This window comes from Cobetia sp. UCD-24C (assembly GCF_001306765.1).
GTDB lineage: Bacteria > Pseudomonadota > Gammaproteobacteria > Pseudomonadales > Halomonadaceae > Cobetia > Cobetia amphilecti.
The window spans coordinates 393,138-408,927 of record NZ_LJTD01000004.1 but is presented as its reverse complement, the minus strand read 5'-3'; the positions used below and the strand labels follow the sequence as shown (position 1 = coordinate 408,927).

Here is a 15,790-nt window from a genome sequence, read left to right as displayed (position 1 = left end):
AGCCGATGAAGCATTCGCCATCTCTCACTTCCTTGTCATGGGGGGATGTGCCAGTGCCCCTTGGGGGCAGCGCTCCATTATTCAGATGCCGACGCCTCAGGCAACTGGCGGTCCCTGCCCGCCAGCCAGCCGACACCTGCCATCAGCACACTGAGGACGGCGCAGACCATCAGTGCCAGCTGCCAATTGCCCTGCATGTCGTAGAGCGCGCCGATCAGCGGCGGCCCCATGGCCGCGAGCAGATAGCCCAGCGTCTGCGCCATGCTCGACAGTGACGCCGACTGCATGGCATCGCGCGCCCGCAGCCCCATGAACGACAAGGCGAGAATGAAGCTGGCCCCGGAACCCGCGCCCAGCAACAGCACCCACACCAGTGCCCACTCCGGCATCAGCCATAGCCCGATGAATCCCGCCAGCGACATGCAGGGCGTCGCGAAGGCGATCAGGCGTTGATCCTTCAGGCGCGGCATCAGGGGTACCAGAATCAATCCCGGCAAGGCCGAAGCCAGCTGGAGTAGACCATGCAGCGAGCCCGCCTTCTCGGCAGAGAAGCCATTGTCCGCCAGCATGCTCGGCAGCCAGCTGTTGACGGTATAGAACAGCAGCGAATTGATGCCCATGAAGAGCGTCACCTGCCAGGCCAGTGGCGAGCGCCACACCGCTGCCTGACGCACCGGCCGCGTGGCACCCTTCTCGACGTCCTTCTCGGCACCCTTCTCGGCTTCCTTCGCCGCCGGCAGGGAGCGACGTGACAACTGCGGCCACCACACCCCCATCGTCACCAATGGCAAAACGACCACTATGAGCATCGCGTACTGCCAGCCAGCGCTGCTGCCCTGTGCCAACGGCACCATCAGCGCCGAGGCGATGGCGGCCATGATGCCCATGGTCAGCACATAGCAGGAAGTGAGCAGCGCGACATGCTGCGCAAAGCTGCGTTTGACCAGGCTGGGCAGCAGCACATTGCCCACGGCGATGCCCGCCCCGATCAGGCCGATACCCAGATAGAGGGCCAGCATGCTGCCCTGCACCCGCAGCACGATGCCCGCGGCGATCGTCAGCAAGGCGAGGAAGAGACTGCGTTCAAGCCCGAGACCTCTGGCGAGGCGCGGCACCCAGGGCGAGACGACGACGAAGGCCAGCAGCGGCAGGATCATCAACAGGCCAGCCGCCGTGGCATTGAAGCCCAGCGCCGCCTGCAGGCGCTCCAGCAGTGGCGCGATACTGGTGAAGGGCGCACGCAGGTTCATGGCGATCAACAGGATACCGGCGATCAATACGGCCGGGTGGCTCAGTCGCCGGACAGGAGACGAGTGGCAGAGTTCAGTCATGAGGCGCTCGCAGCGATCGTGAAACGGGGTAATGGCGGGACGACACCCAAAGGTGAGTCCGCACACAGAGTGGGGCTAGCTTAATCCCCTCGCCCACTGCAGAATTGAGCCATCATGACATCAGATCACTGAAATCAGACAATCTGCGAGCCGCCATGTCAGTGACCACACCCGTCCTACCGTCATCGCCCGGGGTCAGCACCCGTGGCCCCGATCAGGTGCCCTTCTCCAGCAGCGTCTGCGAGCACGACCCGGACATCTACGAGATTCCGGCCAGCGCCCTGCATGTCGAGACCGGCCAGCAGGTGATGGAGGTGCCGATCCACCAGCATCGCAAGGGACAGCTGGTCATCGCCCTGCATGGCGTGGTGACCAGTCGCGTGCCGGAAGGTCTGTGGATGGTGCCGCCGCACAGCGGGGTCTGGATTCCCGGCAACCTGCCCCACAGCAATCATCTGACCCGTGGCGGCCGCGTCTGCCACCTGTTCATCGAGCCCGGTGCGCTCGAGATGCCAAGCCACAGCTGCACGCTGTCGATCTCGCCCCTGCTGCGTGAGCTGGTGCTGCGCCTGGCAGAGCTGCCCCAGCCATATCCTGAACAGGGGCCGACAGCGCGGCTGGTCGGTGTGCTGCTGGAAGAGCTGGCCTGCATGCCCAGCGAACGTCTGCATCTGCCCTTGCCAGAGGATCCGCGGCTGACCCGCATCAGCGATGCGCTGATCAAGACCCCGGACGACCGACGCACCCTGGCCGAGTGGGCGAGCGAACTGGCGATGAGCGAACGCACCCTCGCCCGGCTTATCCAGCGTGACACCGGCCTGAGCTTCAGCCGCTGGCGTCAGCAACTGCACCTGGTGGTGGCGATCCGCCTGCTGGCTGAGGGCATGAGCGTGCAGCGCGTCTCGGAAGACGTCGGCTATCAGTCCGTCAACGCCTTCATCAGCATGTTCAAGAAGCTGCTCGGCACCACGCCTGCCCGCTACCTGCAGGAACGCGAGCAACGCCGCTCGGGTAGTGGCATGGGCGGCGCGTGACGACGACGCTTACTGAGTGGCCGCCTGTGCCACGCTGACGGCCAGCGCTTCGACGGAATCCACGATCGGCAGCCGGTCATCGAGCAGATGGCTGATAATGGAGAGCTCCGTGCAGGCCAGTACCAGCACATCCGCTTCCTGCGCCACCAGGTCAGCGGCTGCCTGACGGAAGGCCCCCCCGACGGCGTCATCACTCACCTGGCCTTTCTTGACGCTGCGAATCACCTCCAGCATCGCGTCCTCATCCTGGGGATAGGCCAGCGACAGGCCACGCGCCGCGATGAAGCCTTCGTAAAGGCCAATCTTGCGCAGTGCCGGGGAACACAGCATGCCGACACGTGCGCCCGGCCACTGCGCCGCCACGCGGTCCAGGGTGCGCTCGACGATATGCCACACCGGAATCGAGACGGCATCCTGCGCATCCTGCCAGTAGTAGTGGGCGGTGTTGCAGGGCATGACCAGAAAATCACACCCGGACTGCTCCAGTCGCTGGGCCATTTCCGCGATGGCAGGCCCCGGAGAGACATCGCCCCCTTCCAGCAGGGCCTTAATGCGCGACGGCACCTTGGGATTGTTGTCGACCACCATGTGTACATGGTCGATGTCGTCTTCGGCCGGTGTGGCCTGGATCACCTGCTGCATGAAGGCCACCGTGGCATCCGGCCCCATGCCGCCCAACACGCCCACGACGATATGTTCTGCGCCCGAGGCGTCATGCGAGCTTCTCATTGGTCGTTCTCCGACAAAACTCTCACTGAAGATCAAGGCTCGAGAGGATGGCGACGTGGCCGGCATCCTCTCGAGAAACTGTTTCATGAGGCACTGTTTGCGAAGGGCTGTGTTTACGAACCACTATGTTCACGAGCCATTGTGTTGACGAAAACAGTGTTTACGAGCCACTGCCCTCCGCTGCGCCGCTAGAAGCCCATCATGTCCGGCAGCCACATCGTCAGCTGCGGCACGAAGGCCAGCAGCAAGGCGATCAGCACCATGGTGCCGACCAGCGGCAGCGCCCGCACCGAGATCTTCTCGATGGACACGTTGGCGATGCTGGAACTGATGAACATGTTCTCGCCCAGCGGCGGGGTCGAGAAGCCGATCCCGAGACTCACCACCAGCACGATCCCGAAGTGCACCGGGTCGACGCCCAGCTCCACCATCACCGGCAGCAACACTGGCGTGACGATCATGATGGTGGCCAGAATCTCGATGAACATGCCGACGATCAGCAGGAAGGCGATCACCAGCACCCACACCAGCCACAGGCTGTCGGTGATGTTGAGGATGCCCTGGGCGATCATGGCCGGAATGTGATGCTCCACCAGGATGCGACCGAAGGCGGTGGCGGTGAACATGATGATCAGCACGCGACCGGTCAGCCAGGTCGTGTTCTGGAAGGCTTCATTCAAGCCCAGCAGCGAGGACTCCTTGTGAATGAAGACACCGACGAACAGCGCATAGAAGATCGAGACGACGGCGGCTTCGGTCGGCGTGAAGAGACCGCTGTAGATGCCGCCGAGGATGACCACCGGTGCCATCAGTGACCAGAAGCCTTCCTTGAGCACCTTGAAGACACGTGCCTTGTCGTACGGCTCGCCCTGGGCCTGATAGCCGTTGCGCTTGGCGGTGATGTAGTTGGCGATCATCAGGGCCGCCCCCAGCATGATGCCCGGAATGACACCCGCCATGAACAGCGCCGAGATCGACTCGTTGGCGGTCACCCCGTAGATGACCAACGGCATGCTGGGCGGAATCACGACGCCCAGTCCGCCAGCGGTGGCGGTGATCGCCGCCGGATAGCTGCGGCCGTAGCCACGTTCGATCATCGCCGGAATCACCAGCATGCCCACGGCCGCCGTGGTCGCCGGACCCGAGCCGGAGATGGCGCCGAAGAACATGCAGGCCATCACCGCTGCCGCCCCCAGGCCACCTGCGGCCGGGCCCGCCAGCTCTTCGGCGATACGAATCAGACGCCGCGCGATGCCGGCGTCGCCCATCAGGGCGCCCGCCAGAATGAAGGACGGCAGTGCCATCAGCGGGAAGGAGTTGATCGCCGAGAACGCCAGCTCCACCAGCGAGGTGATGTCATCACCACTGACGACATAGACCGCCAGTGACGCCACCCCAAGGGCAACGACGATGGGTGAGCCGAGAAACAGCAGCGCACCGAACAGGGAAAAGAGAATGGTTGCAGCCATGATGATCAGCTCCCGGCCTTGGCGTTGCAGGGCGCATTGACATCATGCGAAGCCCCCTGGGTAATCTTCTCGACTTCCTGTGCATCGACATCACCCGGTTCCACGCCATGCACCAGTTTCATGTACTGCACCTGCAGCACGCGCAGCGCCATCAAGGTGAAGGCAATCGGAAAGATGTAATAGACATAGGCCAGCGACCAGCCCAATGCGGGAGAGGCATAGGGGAACTCCGTCAACAGGCTGATCAGGTCAAGACTCTTGTACGCGAGGGTAAGACAGAAGCCGACCCAGATGAGGTCGACGAACAGCAGGATGGCATTGGCCACCTTGCGCGGCAGCAGATTGATATGGGTCTGCAGGCGGTTATGTGCCCCGAGGTGGGCAGCATGCGCAGCGCCAAGGAAGACGAACCAGATAAAGGCATATCTCGCCAATTCTTCCATCCAGGAAAAGCCGATGCCGAATACGACACGCAATACGACTTGTGCAAACAGCAGCAATACGAAAACGCCCAACAGGAAGCGACAGGCGTAATCTTCGATATTGTTCAATCTGGCCAACATGACAGCCTCCTTCGTATGCCGCAGTGAGCAAGGCACCATCGCCACGCGTTGGCACCTTGCTCTCGAGCGTTCAAACCGGTTGTCGAATGATGTCAATCGCGGGTGGTTTACCCGCTTTCAACACGACTCAATGACCCAACGCTTTCTGCAATCTATCGAAGGATTCCTTGCCACCGATCTCGTCATAGAACTGTGGCCAGACCTCTTCCTTGGCAATGCTGATCCACTTGTCCTCGTCGGTCAGCTGAGCGGACTGCATCCCTTCCGCTTCCATGGCGGCACGTGCTTCTGCCGCTTCGGTCAACTGGAATTGCAGACCGTACAGTTGCGCTTCCAGACCGGCACGATCGATGATCTCGCGCTCCTCGTCCGACAGTTTCTTGTACGATCTCATCCCCATCATGATCGGCTGCAGAGAATACTGAGAATGAATTTCGGTCAGATATTGCTGCACTTCCTGGAACTTCATCGTGTAGTTGACGATGTCCGGGTTGTCCTGGCCATCGATCACGCCCTGCTGCAGGCCGGTGAAGACTTCCGGCCATGACATGCTGATGGGGTTCGCTCCCCAGGCTTCATAGGTGGCAAGCATGATCTTGTTCTGCGGCACACGAATCTTCAGACCCTCAAGATCTTCCAGCGACGTCACCGGACGCTTGGAGTTGGTCAGATAACGGAAGTTGGAATAATGCCAGCCCAGGATATGAACCCCGGCCTCCTTCTCGGCGATCTGGTTCCACTCATCCGCCAGCGGGCCAGTGGTGGCCTTGACCGCATCCGCATGACTGAGCAGCACATAGGGCATGGTCAAGGCCCCCAGGCGCGGCGCGTAGGGTGTCAGATTGCCGATCCCTGCCATGGCAAAATCCAGCTTGCCGATGCGTGCGTCCTGAATCATGCCCGTCTCGGTGCCCAGCTGGCCGCCCGGGAACAGCTCAACCTGCATTTCACCGTCGGAAAGCGACTCCACCAGTTCTTCAAAGCGCTGTGCATAGGCGCCCTGGTCAGAATCGATCGGGTCTCCCAGACCGACCTTGAAGGTCTTCGCCTGGGCAGTGGGTGTCATTACCAGCATTACAGCGGTTGCCAAAAGAGTTTTATTGAACATTGTTATCACTCCAAGGGGTTGCGGATACCCCTTCTCCTGCTGACAAGAGAAGGTCATCTAGAAAAATGGCAGCGTTCAGGCCTTGTCATTGTTGGAAGCTGTCGATGTCCGTATTTTCCATTCCATCTCTGTCATTTCTTCACATCTCGCGGCAAGGCGTGTCAGCCCTTTGCCGAAATTCTCGCGGGTCATTGTGGTGAAGGGGCACTCTTTCATGCCACGGAAGATGCCTCACGGGTCTCCGTCAGCGCCTCCTGAATCAGCGTGGCGATATCATCGCAATCGGCCAATTCAAAGGTCAGCGGGAGACGCAGATCACACAGCGTCGCCAGCACCCGGTCGGCATTGGGCACAGCACGATGGCCGCCCAGATAGGCCCAGCTGTCGTAGCGGCTGGTGTAATCCTCCGGCAGCGGCTTGCCGTACCATTTCACCGGCAACCCACGCGCTTCACAGCCTGCGATGAAGGCGGCGATCTGCTCGTGGGTGCACTGCGCCAGCGTGAACTGGATGGAGCTTCCGACGTAGCCTTCCAGCGGGCCACGCAGGATGGGCGTGACGCCCTCCATGACCGCGAGCCGGTCCTGCATGCGGGCATAGAGGGCATTCCAGCGCTCACGACGCTCTGCCAGCTCTCCCAGTTGCGGACGCAGGATGGCGGCACGCAGATTGTCCATGCGACCACTCATGTTGGGAGTCTGCAGGCGCGTCTCAGCGAAGCTCTCCGCGGCCGGCGCCGCCAGGTGGCGGTCGTACAGCATGTAGGAGCCCGACAGGATGATGGCGCGTCGCATCACCTCATCATCGGCGGTCGCCAGCAGGCCACCCTCACCGGAATTGACGTGCTTGTAGGTCTGGGTGCTGTAGCAGCCGACCTTGCCGAAGGTGCCGCTGGGCTTGCCGTCGTAGCTCGCGCCCATGGTATGCGCGCAATCCTCGATCACCGTGATGCCACGGCTGTCGCAGACCTGCATGATCGCGTGCATGTCGCCGATATGGCCGCGCATGTGCGAGAGCATGAAGAAGCGGGCCCCGCTCTGATCGGCCGCACGCGCCAGATCCTCCGGATCGACCGTGGTGTCCTCGAGGATATCCACCAGCACCGGCTCGCCACCGGCAGCGACGATGCTGCCGGGCACCGGGGACAGGGTGAAGGCGTTGCACAGCACCTTGTCACCGGCCTCGAGTCCACAGGCGCGCAGCGCCAGCTGCAGGGCATAGCCGCCGGAGGCACAGGCCAGCGCATGGGGAATGCCCAGAGTCGCCGCGAATTCCTGTTCCAGCAGCGCCGTTTCGCCCTGCTCGCCTTCCGCCAGGTTGTAGCGATGCAGGCGACCACTGCGCATCACGGCAACGGCAGCCTCGATGGCGGTGTCGGAGATGGCTTCCTGCTGGGTGAATGACTTGGCAAAACGACGCATGTGGCCTCCTCAGTAACGCTTCTGGGCATAGACGGGGAAATCCCAATCCTGCTCGGGGAAGTATTTGGTGAGGCGCCAGTCACAGGCACGCGCATGGCCTTCCATCCCTTCGGTACGCGAGATACGTGAACCGATGGCACTGAACTTGAGGTTGGCTTCGGCACTGAGCTGTTGGGTGGTCAGTACCTTCATGAACTTGTGGACATTCAGACCGCCGGAGTAGCGACCGGCGCGCTTGGTCGGCAGGATGTGGTTGGTACCGGAACACTTGTCACCGTGGGTGACGGTGCTGCCTTCGCCCAGGAACAGAGAACCGTAGTTGCTGAGGTTCTGCTTCCACCATTCCAGGTCCTCACACAGCACCTGCAGGTGTTCGCAGGCGTACTGATCACTGACCTGGACCACTTCTTCGCGGGTGTCGCACAGGATGACTTCGCCGTAGTCGCGCCAGGCGGCGTGGATGACCTCGGCGTTGGGCATGTCGTTGCCGACCAGCGGCACCAGCTCGATGACGCGGCGCGCGACCTCTTCACTGGTGGTGAACAGCCAGACCGGTGAGTTCGGGCCGTGCTCCGCCTGGGAGACGAGATCCACCGCGATGGTCATCGGGTCTGCGGTGTGGTCGGCGATCACCGCCGATTCGGTGGGGCCGGCGAAGACGTCGATGCCGACCTGGCCGAACAGCAGGCGCTTGGCTTCGGCCACGAAGGCGTTGCCCGGGCCGACGAGGATGTCGGCTTCGCGCCCGCCGAACAGGCCGAAGGCCATGCTGGCGACCGCGTGAACGCCGCCCATCTCCAGGATGCGGTCGGCGCCAGCCACATGCATGGCATAGGCCACCGCCGGATTGATGCTGTCACCGCGCGGCGGCGAACAGGCCGTGATGTGCTTGACGCCGGCGGCCTTGGCCGTGGCGACGCTCATCAGCGCCGAGGCGGCATGCGCGTAGCGTCCGCCCGGCACGTAGCAACCCGCGGCATCGATGGGCAGCACACGCTGCCCGAGCACGACACCCGGCTCGGTCTCGATCTCGAAGGACGTCAGGCTGTCGCGCTGCGCTTCGGCGAAACGACGGATCTGGCGATGGGCGAAATCGATATCGTCCTTGACGCTCTGCGGCACGCTCTCGATCAGCGTGGCCAGCTTTTCCTCGCTGAGGACGAAATCGCCGCTCCAGTTGTCGAACTTCTCGGCATACATGCGCACGGCGTCTTCACCACGCGAGCGAATGTCCTGCAACATGTCCTGGACGATGGCCGTGGTGCGCTGATCTTCCTCTGCCACGCCGTCGGCTGCTTCAGCCAGCTTGAGGTGTCTGATTGTCATTGTGATTCCCCGAAAACTGCTGTGATCATCACGCTCCCTTGCCAGCTGGGCCCGGGAGCGTGTCGTTACGGGATGCGTCAGTCACGCCGCTGTCGTCAGGCGGGACGCATCACTGGCCGCAAACGCTATCAGGCCTGGTAATCCGCGAAGTTGAAGGCATCCGGGTAGCCGAACAGGGCCACGGCACCGCCAGTGTGCAGGAAGACCACGTTCTCGCCTTCCTTGAAGTGCCCCTTGCGCACCAGGTCGATCAGACCCGCCATGCCCTTGCCGGAGTAGACCGGGTCCAGCAGGATGCCTTCCTGCTGAGCCAGCAGCGTGACGGCCTCGACCATGCTTTCGGTCGGAATGCCGTAGCCTTCACCGACGTAATCGCAGTTGGCGACGACATCTTCACGCTTGACCACGTCAGACAGGCCCAGCTTGGCTTCGGTCTTCTGTGCCAGCGCGAAGACATTGCCTTCCTGCTTGTCCTTCGGTGCCCGCACGCCGATGCCGAGTACCGGAATGCCGGAGTTGCAGGCGGTCAGGCCCGTCACCAGACCCGCCTGGGTCCCGGCGCTGCCGGTGGCGTGCACGAGGTGATCAATCTTGAGGCCCATGTCGTTGGCCTGGGACAGCAGTTCGAGGGCGGCATTCACGTAACCCAGCGCGCCGATCTCGTTGGAGCCACCCCCCGGGATGATGTAGGGCTTCTTGCCCTTGCCGATCAGCTTGTCGGCCAGCGCTTCCATCTCGGCGGCCATGTCGGCACCGCCTTCACGCTTGGCGACTGTCGCGCCATGCAGCTGGTCGAGGAAGACGTTGCCGTTGTAGTTGTAGCTGCGGTCGTCGCTGCCGGTACGGTCTTCCAGCAGGATGTGGCACTCAAGGCCCAGCTTGCAGGCAGCGGCAGCGGTCTGACGCGCGTGGTTGGACTGGGTAGCGCCCTGGGTGATGATGGTGTCGGCGCCCTGCTCCAGCGCGTCCGCCATCAAAAATTCCAGCTTGCGGGTCTTGTTGCCACCGGTGGAAAGCCCGGTGCAGTCATCACGTTTGATCCAGAGACGCGGCCCACCCAACAGCTTGCTCAGGTTGTCCATCGGCTCCAGCGGAGTCGAGAGGTGACCAAGGCGAACACGGGGAAAACGGGACAGATGCATACGAGCCTCCAGGCGAGTCATTGTTGTCATAGGGGGTTACTCTCATAACGACGTTCGTCGAATGTGTGACATCACTCCGGCACGCCGCCGAGCGGTCTTCTCAACAGTAAGCCGCGATTCTCGCCAGTCCCAATGCCATGTTTCTCAAAGTTTGTTACTTTTCTGCATGACCAGCTCTTTGCTCTGGTCCGACTCAGGCATCCAGAAGAACGTCATGCCCGCAACGCCGACCGGCAGTCATATCCATTGCCTGTCGCCCCTGGCCCTTCGGCGCTGAGGCACCATTGACGAACTATTGATATGTCATGCACCCGGGGTGTGCGTGCGGGCTTCACCCCAACAAGCACTCGGTGCATGATGGCCGACCTCCAACAACAACCGACATCTCCTCAGGCGACGCATGAAGATCGAATGGATCGAAGACTTTCTCGCATTGATCGAGGCCGGGACCTTCTCGCTGGCAGCCGAGCGACGCAACGTGACGCAACCCGCCTTCTCGCGCCGGATACGGCAGCTGGAAGAGTGGCTGGGCGTCGAGCTGGTCTATCGTCAGTCGCAGCGCATGATCCTCACCGAGCACGCGCTGGAATATGAACAGGAAATGCGGGAATGGCTGGCGCGGCTCTACACGCTGCGCAGCCGCCTGCGCAGCGAGGCCCGCCAGGGGCCGAAGGCGATCATCACCACCCAGCACACCCTCACCGTCAGCTACCTGCCGCGGTTGCTGCGCTATTTCCGGCACAACTCCCCCGAAGCCGGACTGCAGGTGAAATCACTGGATCGCAGCGAATGCCTGCAACTGTTCGAGCATGATCAGGCAGATCTGCTGCTGTGCTCCGAACTGCAGGGGGCACCGATCTTCGATGACAACGGCGACACCCAGCGCATCTCGCTGGGGCTGGAGCGGCTGCTGCCGGTGTGTGCTCCGGACGCCCAGGGGCGCCCCCTGCACCTGCCGCGCAGTGACCAGCGCCTGCCCTTGATCGCCTATGATCCGGAGAGTTTTCTGGGCCAGATTCTGGCCTCGCCCTACCTGATGGACCTGCAGCGCGCCCAGGACATCGACATCATCTGCGAAACGTCCTTCACGCTGGGCATTCGTGAACTGGTGATGGCCGGATTGGGGGTCGGTTGGCTGCCCCATGGCCTGATCGAGGATGATCTGGAGAGCGGCAGACTGGTCTCGCTGCTGGATGATCTGGGCGGCCCGACCCTCGAGGTGGCCTGCTATTGTCGCCGTGGCAAGCACAGCGCGGCGACCGAGTCGCTGTGGCAACTGCTCAACGAGAGCCCACCTTCGGTGTAGACCTGCCTGGCGCTCACCTGTCTGCCGGGCACTGACTTGACTAGCACGTAGCTGCCAACCGTTTCTTGAGGAATCAGCATGAATCGCATCAACCCCGACAAGCTGTTGCAGAGCAAATGGACCGCCGTGTCGCCCCGGGAGCGTGAGCGCCATTTCATCGTCACGCGCCTGATCCGTGATGAGCAGGACGAACATGTGGTCGAGGTCGTGTTGCAGGCGGTGCTGACACGCAGGGATTACACCCTCGCCTGGCGCGAGCTCAAGGCAGATGATGTCTGGCAGATGGGCTGGAAATGACGGGCTGACTTGAGCATCGCTGAACGCAGAAACGCCGCCCGAGGGCGGCGTTTCTGCGTCTACGGAACAGAGGATGAGACGGATTGAAGCCTGATCTTGCCTGGCCTTGGCTGGCCTTGAGACTGACCGAAAGTCACTGAGAAAAGACCTCAGGCCACTACCTCGGCTTCCAGCTGGTCACACAGCAGCGCCATACGCTGTACCGCTTTCAGCAGGCTGTCGTCCGGCACGGTCAGGGCGACACGTACCAGCGGCGTACCGCAATCACCGAAGACGCTGCCGGGCATTACCGCCACCTGCTGCTGTTCCAGCAGCCGCCAGGCGAATTGCTCACCGTTGAGCCCGGTGCGTGAGACATCGACCATCAGGAACATGCCGCCCTGGGGCAGGCTGGAGGACAGCTGCGGGATGACCGCCAGCGCCTCGTGGACCAGACGCGCGCGGCGCGCGAGTGATTCGCGCAGACGCTCGGTGGTATCGAAATCCCCGCGCAGCGCGGCCTCGGTCATGTCGGCGATGAAGGGCTGGTTGCCGAACAGCATGGTTTCCGAGACAGGCAACAGCCGACGACAGAATTCCGCCGAGCCGATGGCCCAGCCACTGCGAAAGCCGGTGGCGGCATGGCTCTTGGAGATGGAGGACACCACCACGGTGCGCTCACGCAGTGCCTCGATTTCCAGCGGCGAGACGAATTCGCCCGTGAAGATCAGCGCTTCATAGACCTCATCGCAGACGATCCACAGATCATGCTCGCGACATAGCGCGCCGATGTGCTCGAGGGTCGCCCGGTCCATCACCGCCCCGGTGGGGTTGTGCGGGGTATTGAGCAGCAACACACGGCTCTGCGGCGTGATGGCCGCGGCCAGATCTTCCGGCTGCAACACGAAGCCATGCTCCATGCGCAGCGGTACCGGCTGCAGGTCACCGCCGGCGCCGCGGATCACACCCTCATAGGTGGCGTAGTAGGGGTCGCCGGTCAGTACGCCGGCCCCCTCCTCCACCAGCGCCAGCATCACCGCGAACAGCGCCGTCTGCGTGCCGGGGAAACACAGCACGTTGTCTGCGCTGATCTCGGGCATGCGCGCGGCGTAGCGCTCGGCCAGTGCCGCAACCAGCCCCGGCTCACCACGGCCATCGGAGTAGCGGGTACGGCCAGCGCGCAGCGCCTCGATACAGTGCTCGACCAGGGCCGGATGCGTGGCGATATCCGGCTCGCCGATGGTCAGCTCGATGATCGGCTCGCCGGCTTGGATACGCTGGCGGGCAGCGCTGTGAACGGCCCATTTGTCACCGCCCAGATCACTCAGTCGTTCGGTAATGGTGGCGTAGCGCATGCTCAACTCCTGTGAGGTGGGGGTGATGTCGTGATAGCGACGTGCTCAAGCAAGGTGCCCTGTGGCAGCCGCAGAATGCCCTCTGCCGCCCGCATGGCGATCGCGGGCAGCCGCTCGACCGGATAGAGGCCATGTTCCAGCCCGCCTTCCAGCCACAGGCCGTCGATCAAGCCATTGAGGGCGATCGCCTGCTCCTGACAATCGCTCTCGGTGGCGGGCAGTGCGTGGGCGCTCAGCACCGGATGGACCAGCTGTGCGAGCAGGTCGAGAAACTCGCGATAGGTTTCCTGGTGCACCGCCGAATAGCTGGCATCGTGGCGTACCCGGCCGATGAAGGTCGCCCACAGGGAGATCTTGTGGGCGGCCAGGTTGGGCTGCGTGAGACTCGCCGCGATGAAGCGCGCCAGACGACACGCCGGGGATTCATCACTGGCCGGGCTGGCATCGGCGATATCGGAGGTCAACTGGCCCATCATGTAGGCGTAGGCGGCCCGCACCATGTCGTCCTTGGTGCCGAAATGGTGGCGAATCAGTCCGGGCGAGACCCCGGCAGCCTCCGCCACGCGGCGCACGCTGGCGCCGGCCAGACCATGCTGCGCGACACAGCTCAGGGTGGCTTCCAGCAGGTCGCGACGACGCTGGTCTTGGGAAAGCCGCTGGAATGCCTTGCGACTCATCGTGATGTCTCCCGTCCGGTCGCGGGCCCGCGCATCAGGCACTCGATGGCCTCTCGAGCGACGATGCCTTCAACAGCGCACCTGCTATTAACAACGATAATCACAGCCAAGGCTCTCCAGCAGTCGCAGATGAGACTCCCACTCCAGCGCCAGATCTCCCTCCTCGTGGATGGCCATGTCGTACTGACCGACCACATGCTCACAGATCTCGGGCGAGAGGCGGCGCACCGGCTGGCCCATTGACAAGGTCGCGACCTGGATCTCGCAGCTGCGCTCGAGATAGAACATGTTGTTGAACATCTCGGCGGCAGAGGCGCCGGTGGTCAGCAGGCCATGATTGCGCAGGATCAGCGCTGGATTGTCGCCAAGGCTCGCCACGATGCGCTCGCGCTCATCCAGATCCAGCGCGATACCCTCGTAATCGTGATAGGAGACGCGGCCATGGAACTGCAGGGCGATCTGATTCAGGGGCAAGAGCCCTTCTTCCAGGCTCGACACCGCCACACCGGCGCGGGTATGGGTATGCATGATCCAGCTGGCTGAGTGACTTGCCGCATGAATCGCCGAGTGAATGGTGAAACCGGCCGGATTGACCCGCGCGGCGCTGTCATCGACCTTCTGGCCGTTGACGTCGATCTTGACCAGCGAGGACGCCGTGATCTCCTCCCAGCGCCAGCCGTAGGGATTGATCAGAAAATGCCCTTCCTCATCCGGCACCCGCGCCGTGATGTGGGTGTAGATCAGGTCGGTCATGCGGTAGTGCGCTGCCAACCGGTAGCAGGCCGCCAGGTCCAGGCGTGCTTGCCACTCCGCGTCACTCATGGTCGATGCCGGCATGTTGCTGTCTCCTGTGGTCACAATGTCGCTGTCTGGGGTCGAGAAAGGCTCGGCTGAGCCTTGAGAGGCATTGAAGCGTTCACCTTCGGGGCTCAAGCGCCGCGTGCCTCAATCGCCGCGGGTCTCAATAGCCGCGCTGGCGATCTACGCCCAGCGTGAGCGGCAGGCCATCGCGCAACTCACGCGCCGTGGCCACCACCTGCTCGGCCACCACCTCGGGGAGCGAGTCACTGGCCACGTGCGGCGTGATGCGCAGGCGCGCGTCCTGCCACCAGCGGTGAGTGGGCGCCAGCGGCTCCACGCGGAAGACATCCAGCGTCGCGCCTGCCAGTTGCCCGGCGTCGAGCGCGGCTTCAAGGTCCGCTTCCACCAGGTGCTCGCCGCGACCGATCTGCACCAGCCAGGCGCCATGGCGCAGCCGGGCGAACAAGGCAGCGTTCAACACGTTCTCGGTCGCCGGGGTCAACGGCAGGATATTGATCAGATAATCGGCACCGTCAGCCGCCGCCATGACGGCAGCCTCACCGGTCAGGTAACGCACACCCGGCACCGGCGCGGCCGGTTCGCTGCGACAGGCGACCGTCACCGAGAAGCCCAGGGTCAACAGCGAAGTGACGACGGCGCGCCCCATGCTGCCGTGGCCCAGTACTGCCACCTGTGCCTTCTCTGGCGCACGCATTGCCAAGGGCTGCCATTCGCCACGCGTGGCATTGTCGGCCATGACGGCAAACTCGCGCTCGCGATGCAGTACCTCGTGAGCGGCGAAACCGGCCATCAGATACGCCTGATGCGGGTCGCGCACCCGTGCGACCTGAACCTCGGCCGAGAGCCCCGGATGCCCCAGCAGGGCGTCCACCCCCGCCGCGATCGACATGGCAAGCCGAAGATTCGGGTACGGCGTGAAGGCGTCCTCCCCCGGCTGCCAGCAGATGGCGAACCGCACCGCGCTCGGGTCCTCGATCTCATGCGGATGACGCAGTACGACATCGTCGCCCAGCTGGCGCAGCGCTTCACCGTAGACGCTGTCCAGGTCCAGGGACTCACTCAGATAGACACCCAGAATCGGGGCTTGGCTTGGCATTGGCTCTCCTTGTGACACGACTGGCAGCGAGTGGGTTGCCATGGATTTACCCTCACTATTACACACTCGTATAACTACTGCCAACCGTCACGTGCTCCCCTGCTCCCTCATCGCCTTGCCAATGCCTTGATCGAG

Annotated in this window: 15 protein-coding genes; 3 read left to right on the top strand and 12 right to left on the bottom strand. The window is 63.0% G+C overall.

Annotation, left to right across the window (positions count from 1 at the left end; translation table 11 throughout):
* Positions 1-77: 77 nt before the first annotated feature.
* On the bottom strand, positions 78-1,331 hold the full coding sequence (locus tag AOG28_RS08165; RefSeq protein ID WP_054556009.1) for an MFS transporter: 1,254 nt from the start codon (positions 1,329-1,331) through the stop codon (positions 78-80).
* Between the two features lie 155 nt (positions 1,332-1,486).
* Between AOG28_RS08165 and AOG28_RS08160 the strand changes: the two genes are divergently transcribed.
* The gene (locus AOG28_RS08160; protein ID WP_082388511.1) at positions 1,487-2,365 is read left to right on the top strand and encodes a helix-turn-helix domain-containing protein; all 879 of its coding nucleotides are present in this window, start codon (positions 1,487-1,489) and stop codon (positions 2,363-2,365) included.
* A 9-nt stretch (positions 2,366-2,374) separates the two neighbouring features.
* On the opposite strand, the gene AOG28_RS08155 is transcribed toward AOG28_RS08160, so the two are convergent.
* The 7 genes from AOG28_RS08155 to AOG28_RS08125 all read right to left on the bottom strand — a co-directional run bounded on the left by AOG28_RS08155 (position 2,375) and on the right by AOG28_RS08125 (position 10,123).
* Positions 2,375-3,094 carry an aspartate/glutamate racemase family protein gene (locus AOG28_RS08155; RefSeq protein WP_054556008.1) on the bottom strand — a complete coding sequence of 240 codons (720 nt, stop codon included), beginning with the start codon at positions 3,092-3,094 and terminating at the stop codon, positions 2,375-2,377.
* Positions 3,095-3,282: 188 nt separating this feature from the next.
* Positions 3,283-4,563, bottom strand: a complete 1,281-nt coding sequence (locus tag AOG28_RS08150) for a TRAP transporter large permease (protein ID WP_054556007.1) — start codon at positions 4,561-4,563, stop codon at positions 3,283-3,285.
* A 5-nt stretch (positions 4,564-4,568) separates the two neighbouring features.
* Complete coding sequence (locus tag AOG28_RS08145) at positions 4,569-5,126, bottom strand: TRAP transporter small permease (RefSeq protein WP_054556006.1); 558 nt, start codon at positions 5,124-5,126, stop codon at positions 4,569-4,571.
* Positions 5,127-5,253: 127 nt separating this feature from the next.
* A complete protein-coding gene (locus AOG28_RS08140) occupies positions 5,254-6,234 on the bottom strand; it encodes a TRAP transporter substrate-binding protein (RefSeq protein WP_054556005.1) in 981 nt (326 codons plus the stop codon).
* A gap of 212 nt (positions 6,235-6,446) precedes the next feature.
* The gene (locus AOG28_RS08135; RefSeq protein WP_054556004.1) at positions 6,447-7,655 is read right to left on the bottom strand and encodes a DegT/DnrJ/EryC1/StrS family aminotransferase; all 1,209 of its coding nucleotides are present in this window, start codon (positions 7,653-7,655) and stop codon (positions 6,447-6,449) included.
* 9 nt (positions 7,656-7,664) lie between these two features.
* On the bottom strand, positions 7,665-8,981 hold the full coding sequence (gene hisD / locus AOG28_RS08130; RefSeq protein WP_136937936.1) for a histidinol dehydrogenase: 1,317 nt from the start codon (positions 8,979-8,981) through the stop codon (positions 7,665-7,667).
* 128 nt (positions 8,982-9,109) lie between these two features.
* The gene (locus tag AOG28_RS08125; RefSeq protein ID WP_054556003.1) at positions 9,110-10,123 is read right to left on the bottom strand and encodes a D-cysteine desulfhydrase; all 1,014 of its coding nucleotides are present in this window, start codon (positions 10,121-10,123) and stop codon (positions 9,110-9,112) included.
* A gap of 400 nt (positions 10,124-10,523) precedes the next feature.
* Here AOG28_RS08125 and AOG28_RS08120 point away from each other — a divergent pair, with 400 nt between their 5' ends.
* Positions 10,524-11,429: a LysR family transcriptional regulator gene (locus AOG28_RS08120; protein ID WP_043332806.1), complete on the top strand. Its 906-nt coding sequence runs from the start codon at positions 10,524-10,526 to the stop codon at positions 11,427-11,429.
* 78 nt (positions 11,430-11,507) lie between these two features.
* On the top strand, positions 11,508-11,726 hold the full coding sequence (locus tag AOG28_RS08115; protein WP_043332808.1) for a TIGR02450 family Trp-rich protein: 219 nt from the start codon (positions 11,508-11,510) through the stop codon (positions 11,724-11,726).
* 149 nt (positions 11,727-11,875) lie between these two features.
* Here the strand turns inward: AOG28_RS08115 and AOG28_RS08110 are convergent, their stop codons facing one another.
* The 4 genes from AOG28_RS08110 to AOG28_RS08095 all read right to left on the bottom strand — a co-directional run bounded on the left by AOG28_RS08110 (position 11,876) and on the right by AOG28_RS08095 (position 15,655).
* Positions 11,876-13,060, bottom strand: a complete 1,185-nt coding sequence (locus AOG28_RS08110) for a pyridoxal phosphate-dependent aminotransferase (RefSeq protein ID WP_054556002.1) — start codon at positions 13,058-13,060, stop codon at positions 11,876-11,878.
* Between the two features lie 2 nt (positions 13,061-13,062).
* Positions 13,063-13,737 (bottom strand): TetR/AcrR family transcriptional regulator, encoded by a 675-nt coding sequence (locus tag AOG28_RS08105; RefSeq protein WP_054556001.1) that lies wholly within the window; start codon positions 13,735-13,737, stop codon positions 13,063-13,065.
* Between the two features lie 87 nt (positions 13,738-13,824).
* Positions 13,825-14,574, bottom strand: coding sequence for a class II aldolase/adducin family protein (locus AOG28_RS08100; protein ID WP_197738731.1), 750 nt, complete (start codon positions 14,572-14,574; stop codon positions 13,825-13,827).
* Positions 14,575-14,698: 124 nt separating this feature from the next.
* A complete protein-coding gene (locus AOG28_RS08095) occupies positions 14,699-15,655 on the bottom strand; it encodes an NAD(P)-dependent oxidoreductase (protein ID WP_054556000.1) in 957 nt (318 codons plus the stop codon).
* Positions 15,656-15,790 lie beyond the last annotated feature (135 nt).

What these genes read in the sequence shown, in the direction of transcription:
- AOG28_RS08100 (WP_197738731.1), bottom strand. Translation starts at nt 14,574, where the DNA reads ATGCCGGCATCGACCATGAGTGACGCGGAGTGGCAAGCACGCCTGGAC.
- AOG28_RS08110 (WP_054556002.1), bottom strand. Translation starts at nt 13,060, where the DNA reads ATGCGCTACGCCACCATTACCGAACGACTGAGTGATCTGGGCGGTGAC.
- AOG28_RS08125 (WP_054556003.1), bottom strand. Translation starts at nt 10,123, where the DNA reads ATGCATCTGTCCCGTTTTCCCCGTGTTCGCCTTGGTCACCTCTCGACT.
- AOG28_RS08140 (WP_054556005.1), bottom strand. Translation starts at nt 6,234, where the DNA reads ATGTTCAATAAAACTCTTTTGGCAACCGCTGTAATGCTGGTAATGACA.
- AOG28_RS08135 (WP_054556004.1), bottom strand. Translation starts at nt 7,655, where the DNA reads ATGCGTCGTTTTGCCAAGTCATTCACCCAGCAGGAAGCCATCTCCGAC.
- AOG28_RS08115 (WP_043332808.1), top strand. Translation starts at nt 11,508, where the DNA reads ATGAATCGCATCAACCCCGACAAGCTGTTGCAGAGCAAATGGACCGCC.
- AOG28_RS08160 (WP_082388511.1), top strand. Translation starts at nt 1,487, where the DNA reads ATGTCAGTGACCACACCCGTCCTACCGTCATCGCCCGGGGTCAGCACC.
- AOG28_RS08155 (WP_054556008.1), bottom strand. Translation starts at nt 3,094, where the DNA reads ATGAGAAGCTCGCATGACGCCTCGGGCGCAGAACATATCGTCGTGGGC.
- AOG28_RS08150 (WP_054556007.1), bottom strand. Translation starts at nt 4,563, where the DNA reads ATGGCTGCAACCATTCTCTTTTCCCTGTTCGGTGCGCTGCTGTTTCTC.
- hisD (WP_136937936.1), bottom strand. Translation starts at nt 8,981, where the DNA reads ATGACAATCAGACACCTCAAGCTGGCTGAAGCAGCCGACGGCGTGGCA.
- AOG28_RS08105 (WP_054556001.1), bottom strand. Translation starts at nt 13,737, where the DNA reads ATGAGTCGCAAGGCATTCCAGCGGCTTTCCCAAGACCAGCGTCGTCGC.
- AOG28_RS08165 (WP_054556009.1), bottom strand. Translation starts at nt 1,331, where the DNA reads ATGACTGAACTCTGCCACTCGTCTCCTGTCCGGCGACTGAGCCACCCG.
- AOG28_RS08145 (WP_054556006.1), bottom strand. Translation starts at nt 5,126, where the DNA reads ATGTTGGCCAGATTGAACAATATCGAAGATTACGCCTGTCGCTTCCTG.
- AOG28_RS08095 (WP_054556000.1), bottom strand. Translation starts at nt 15,655, where the DNA reads ATGCCAAGCCAAGCCCCGATTCTGGGTGTCTATCTGAGTGAGTCCCTG.
- AOG28_RS08120 (WP_043332806.1), top strand. Translation starts at nt 10,524, where the DNA reads ATGAAGATCGAATGGATCGAAGACTTTCTCGCATTGATCGAGGCCGGG.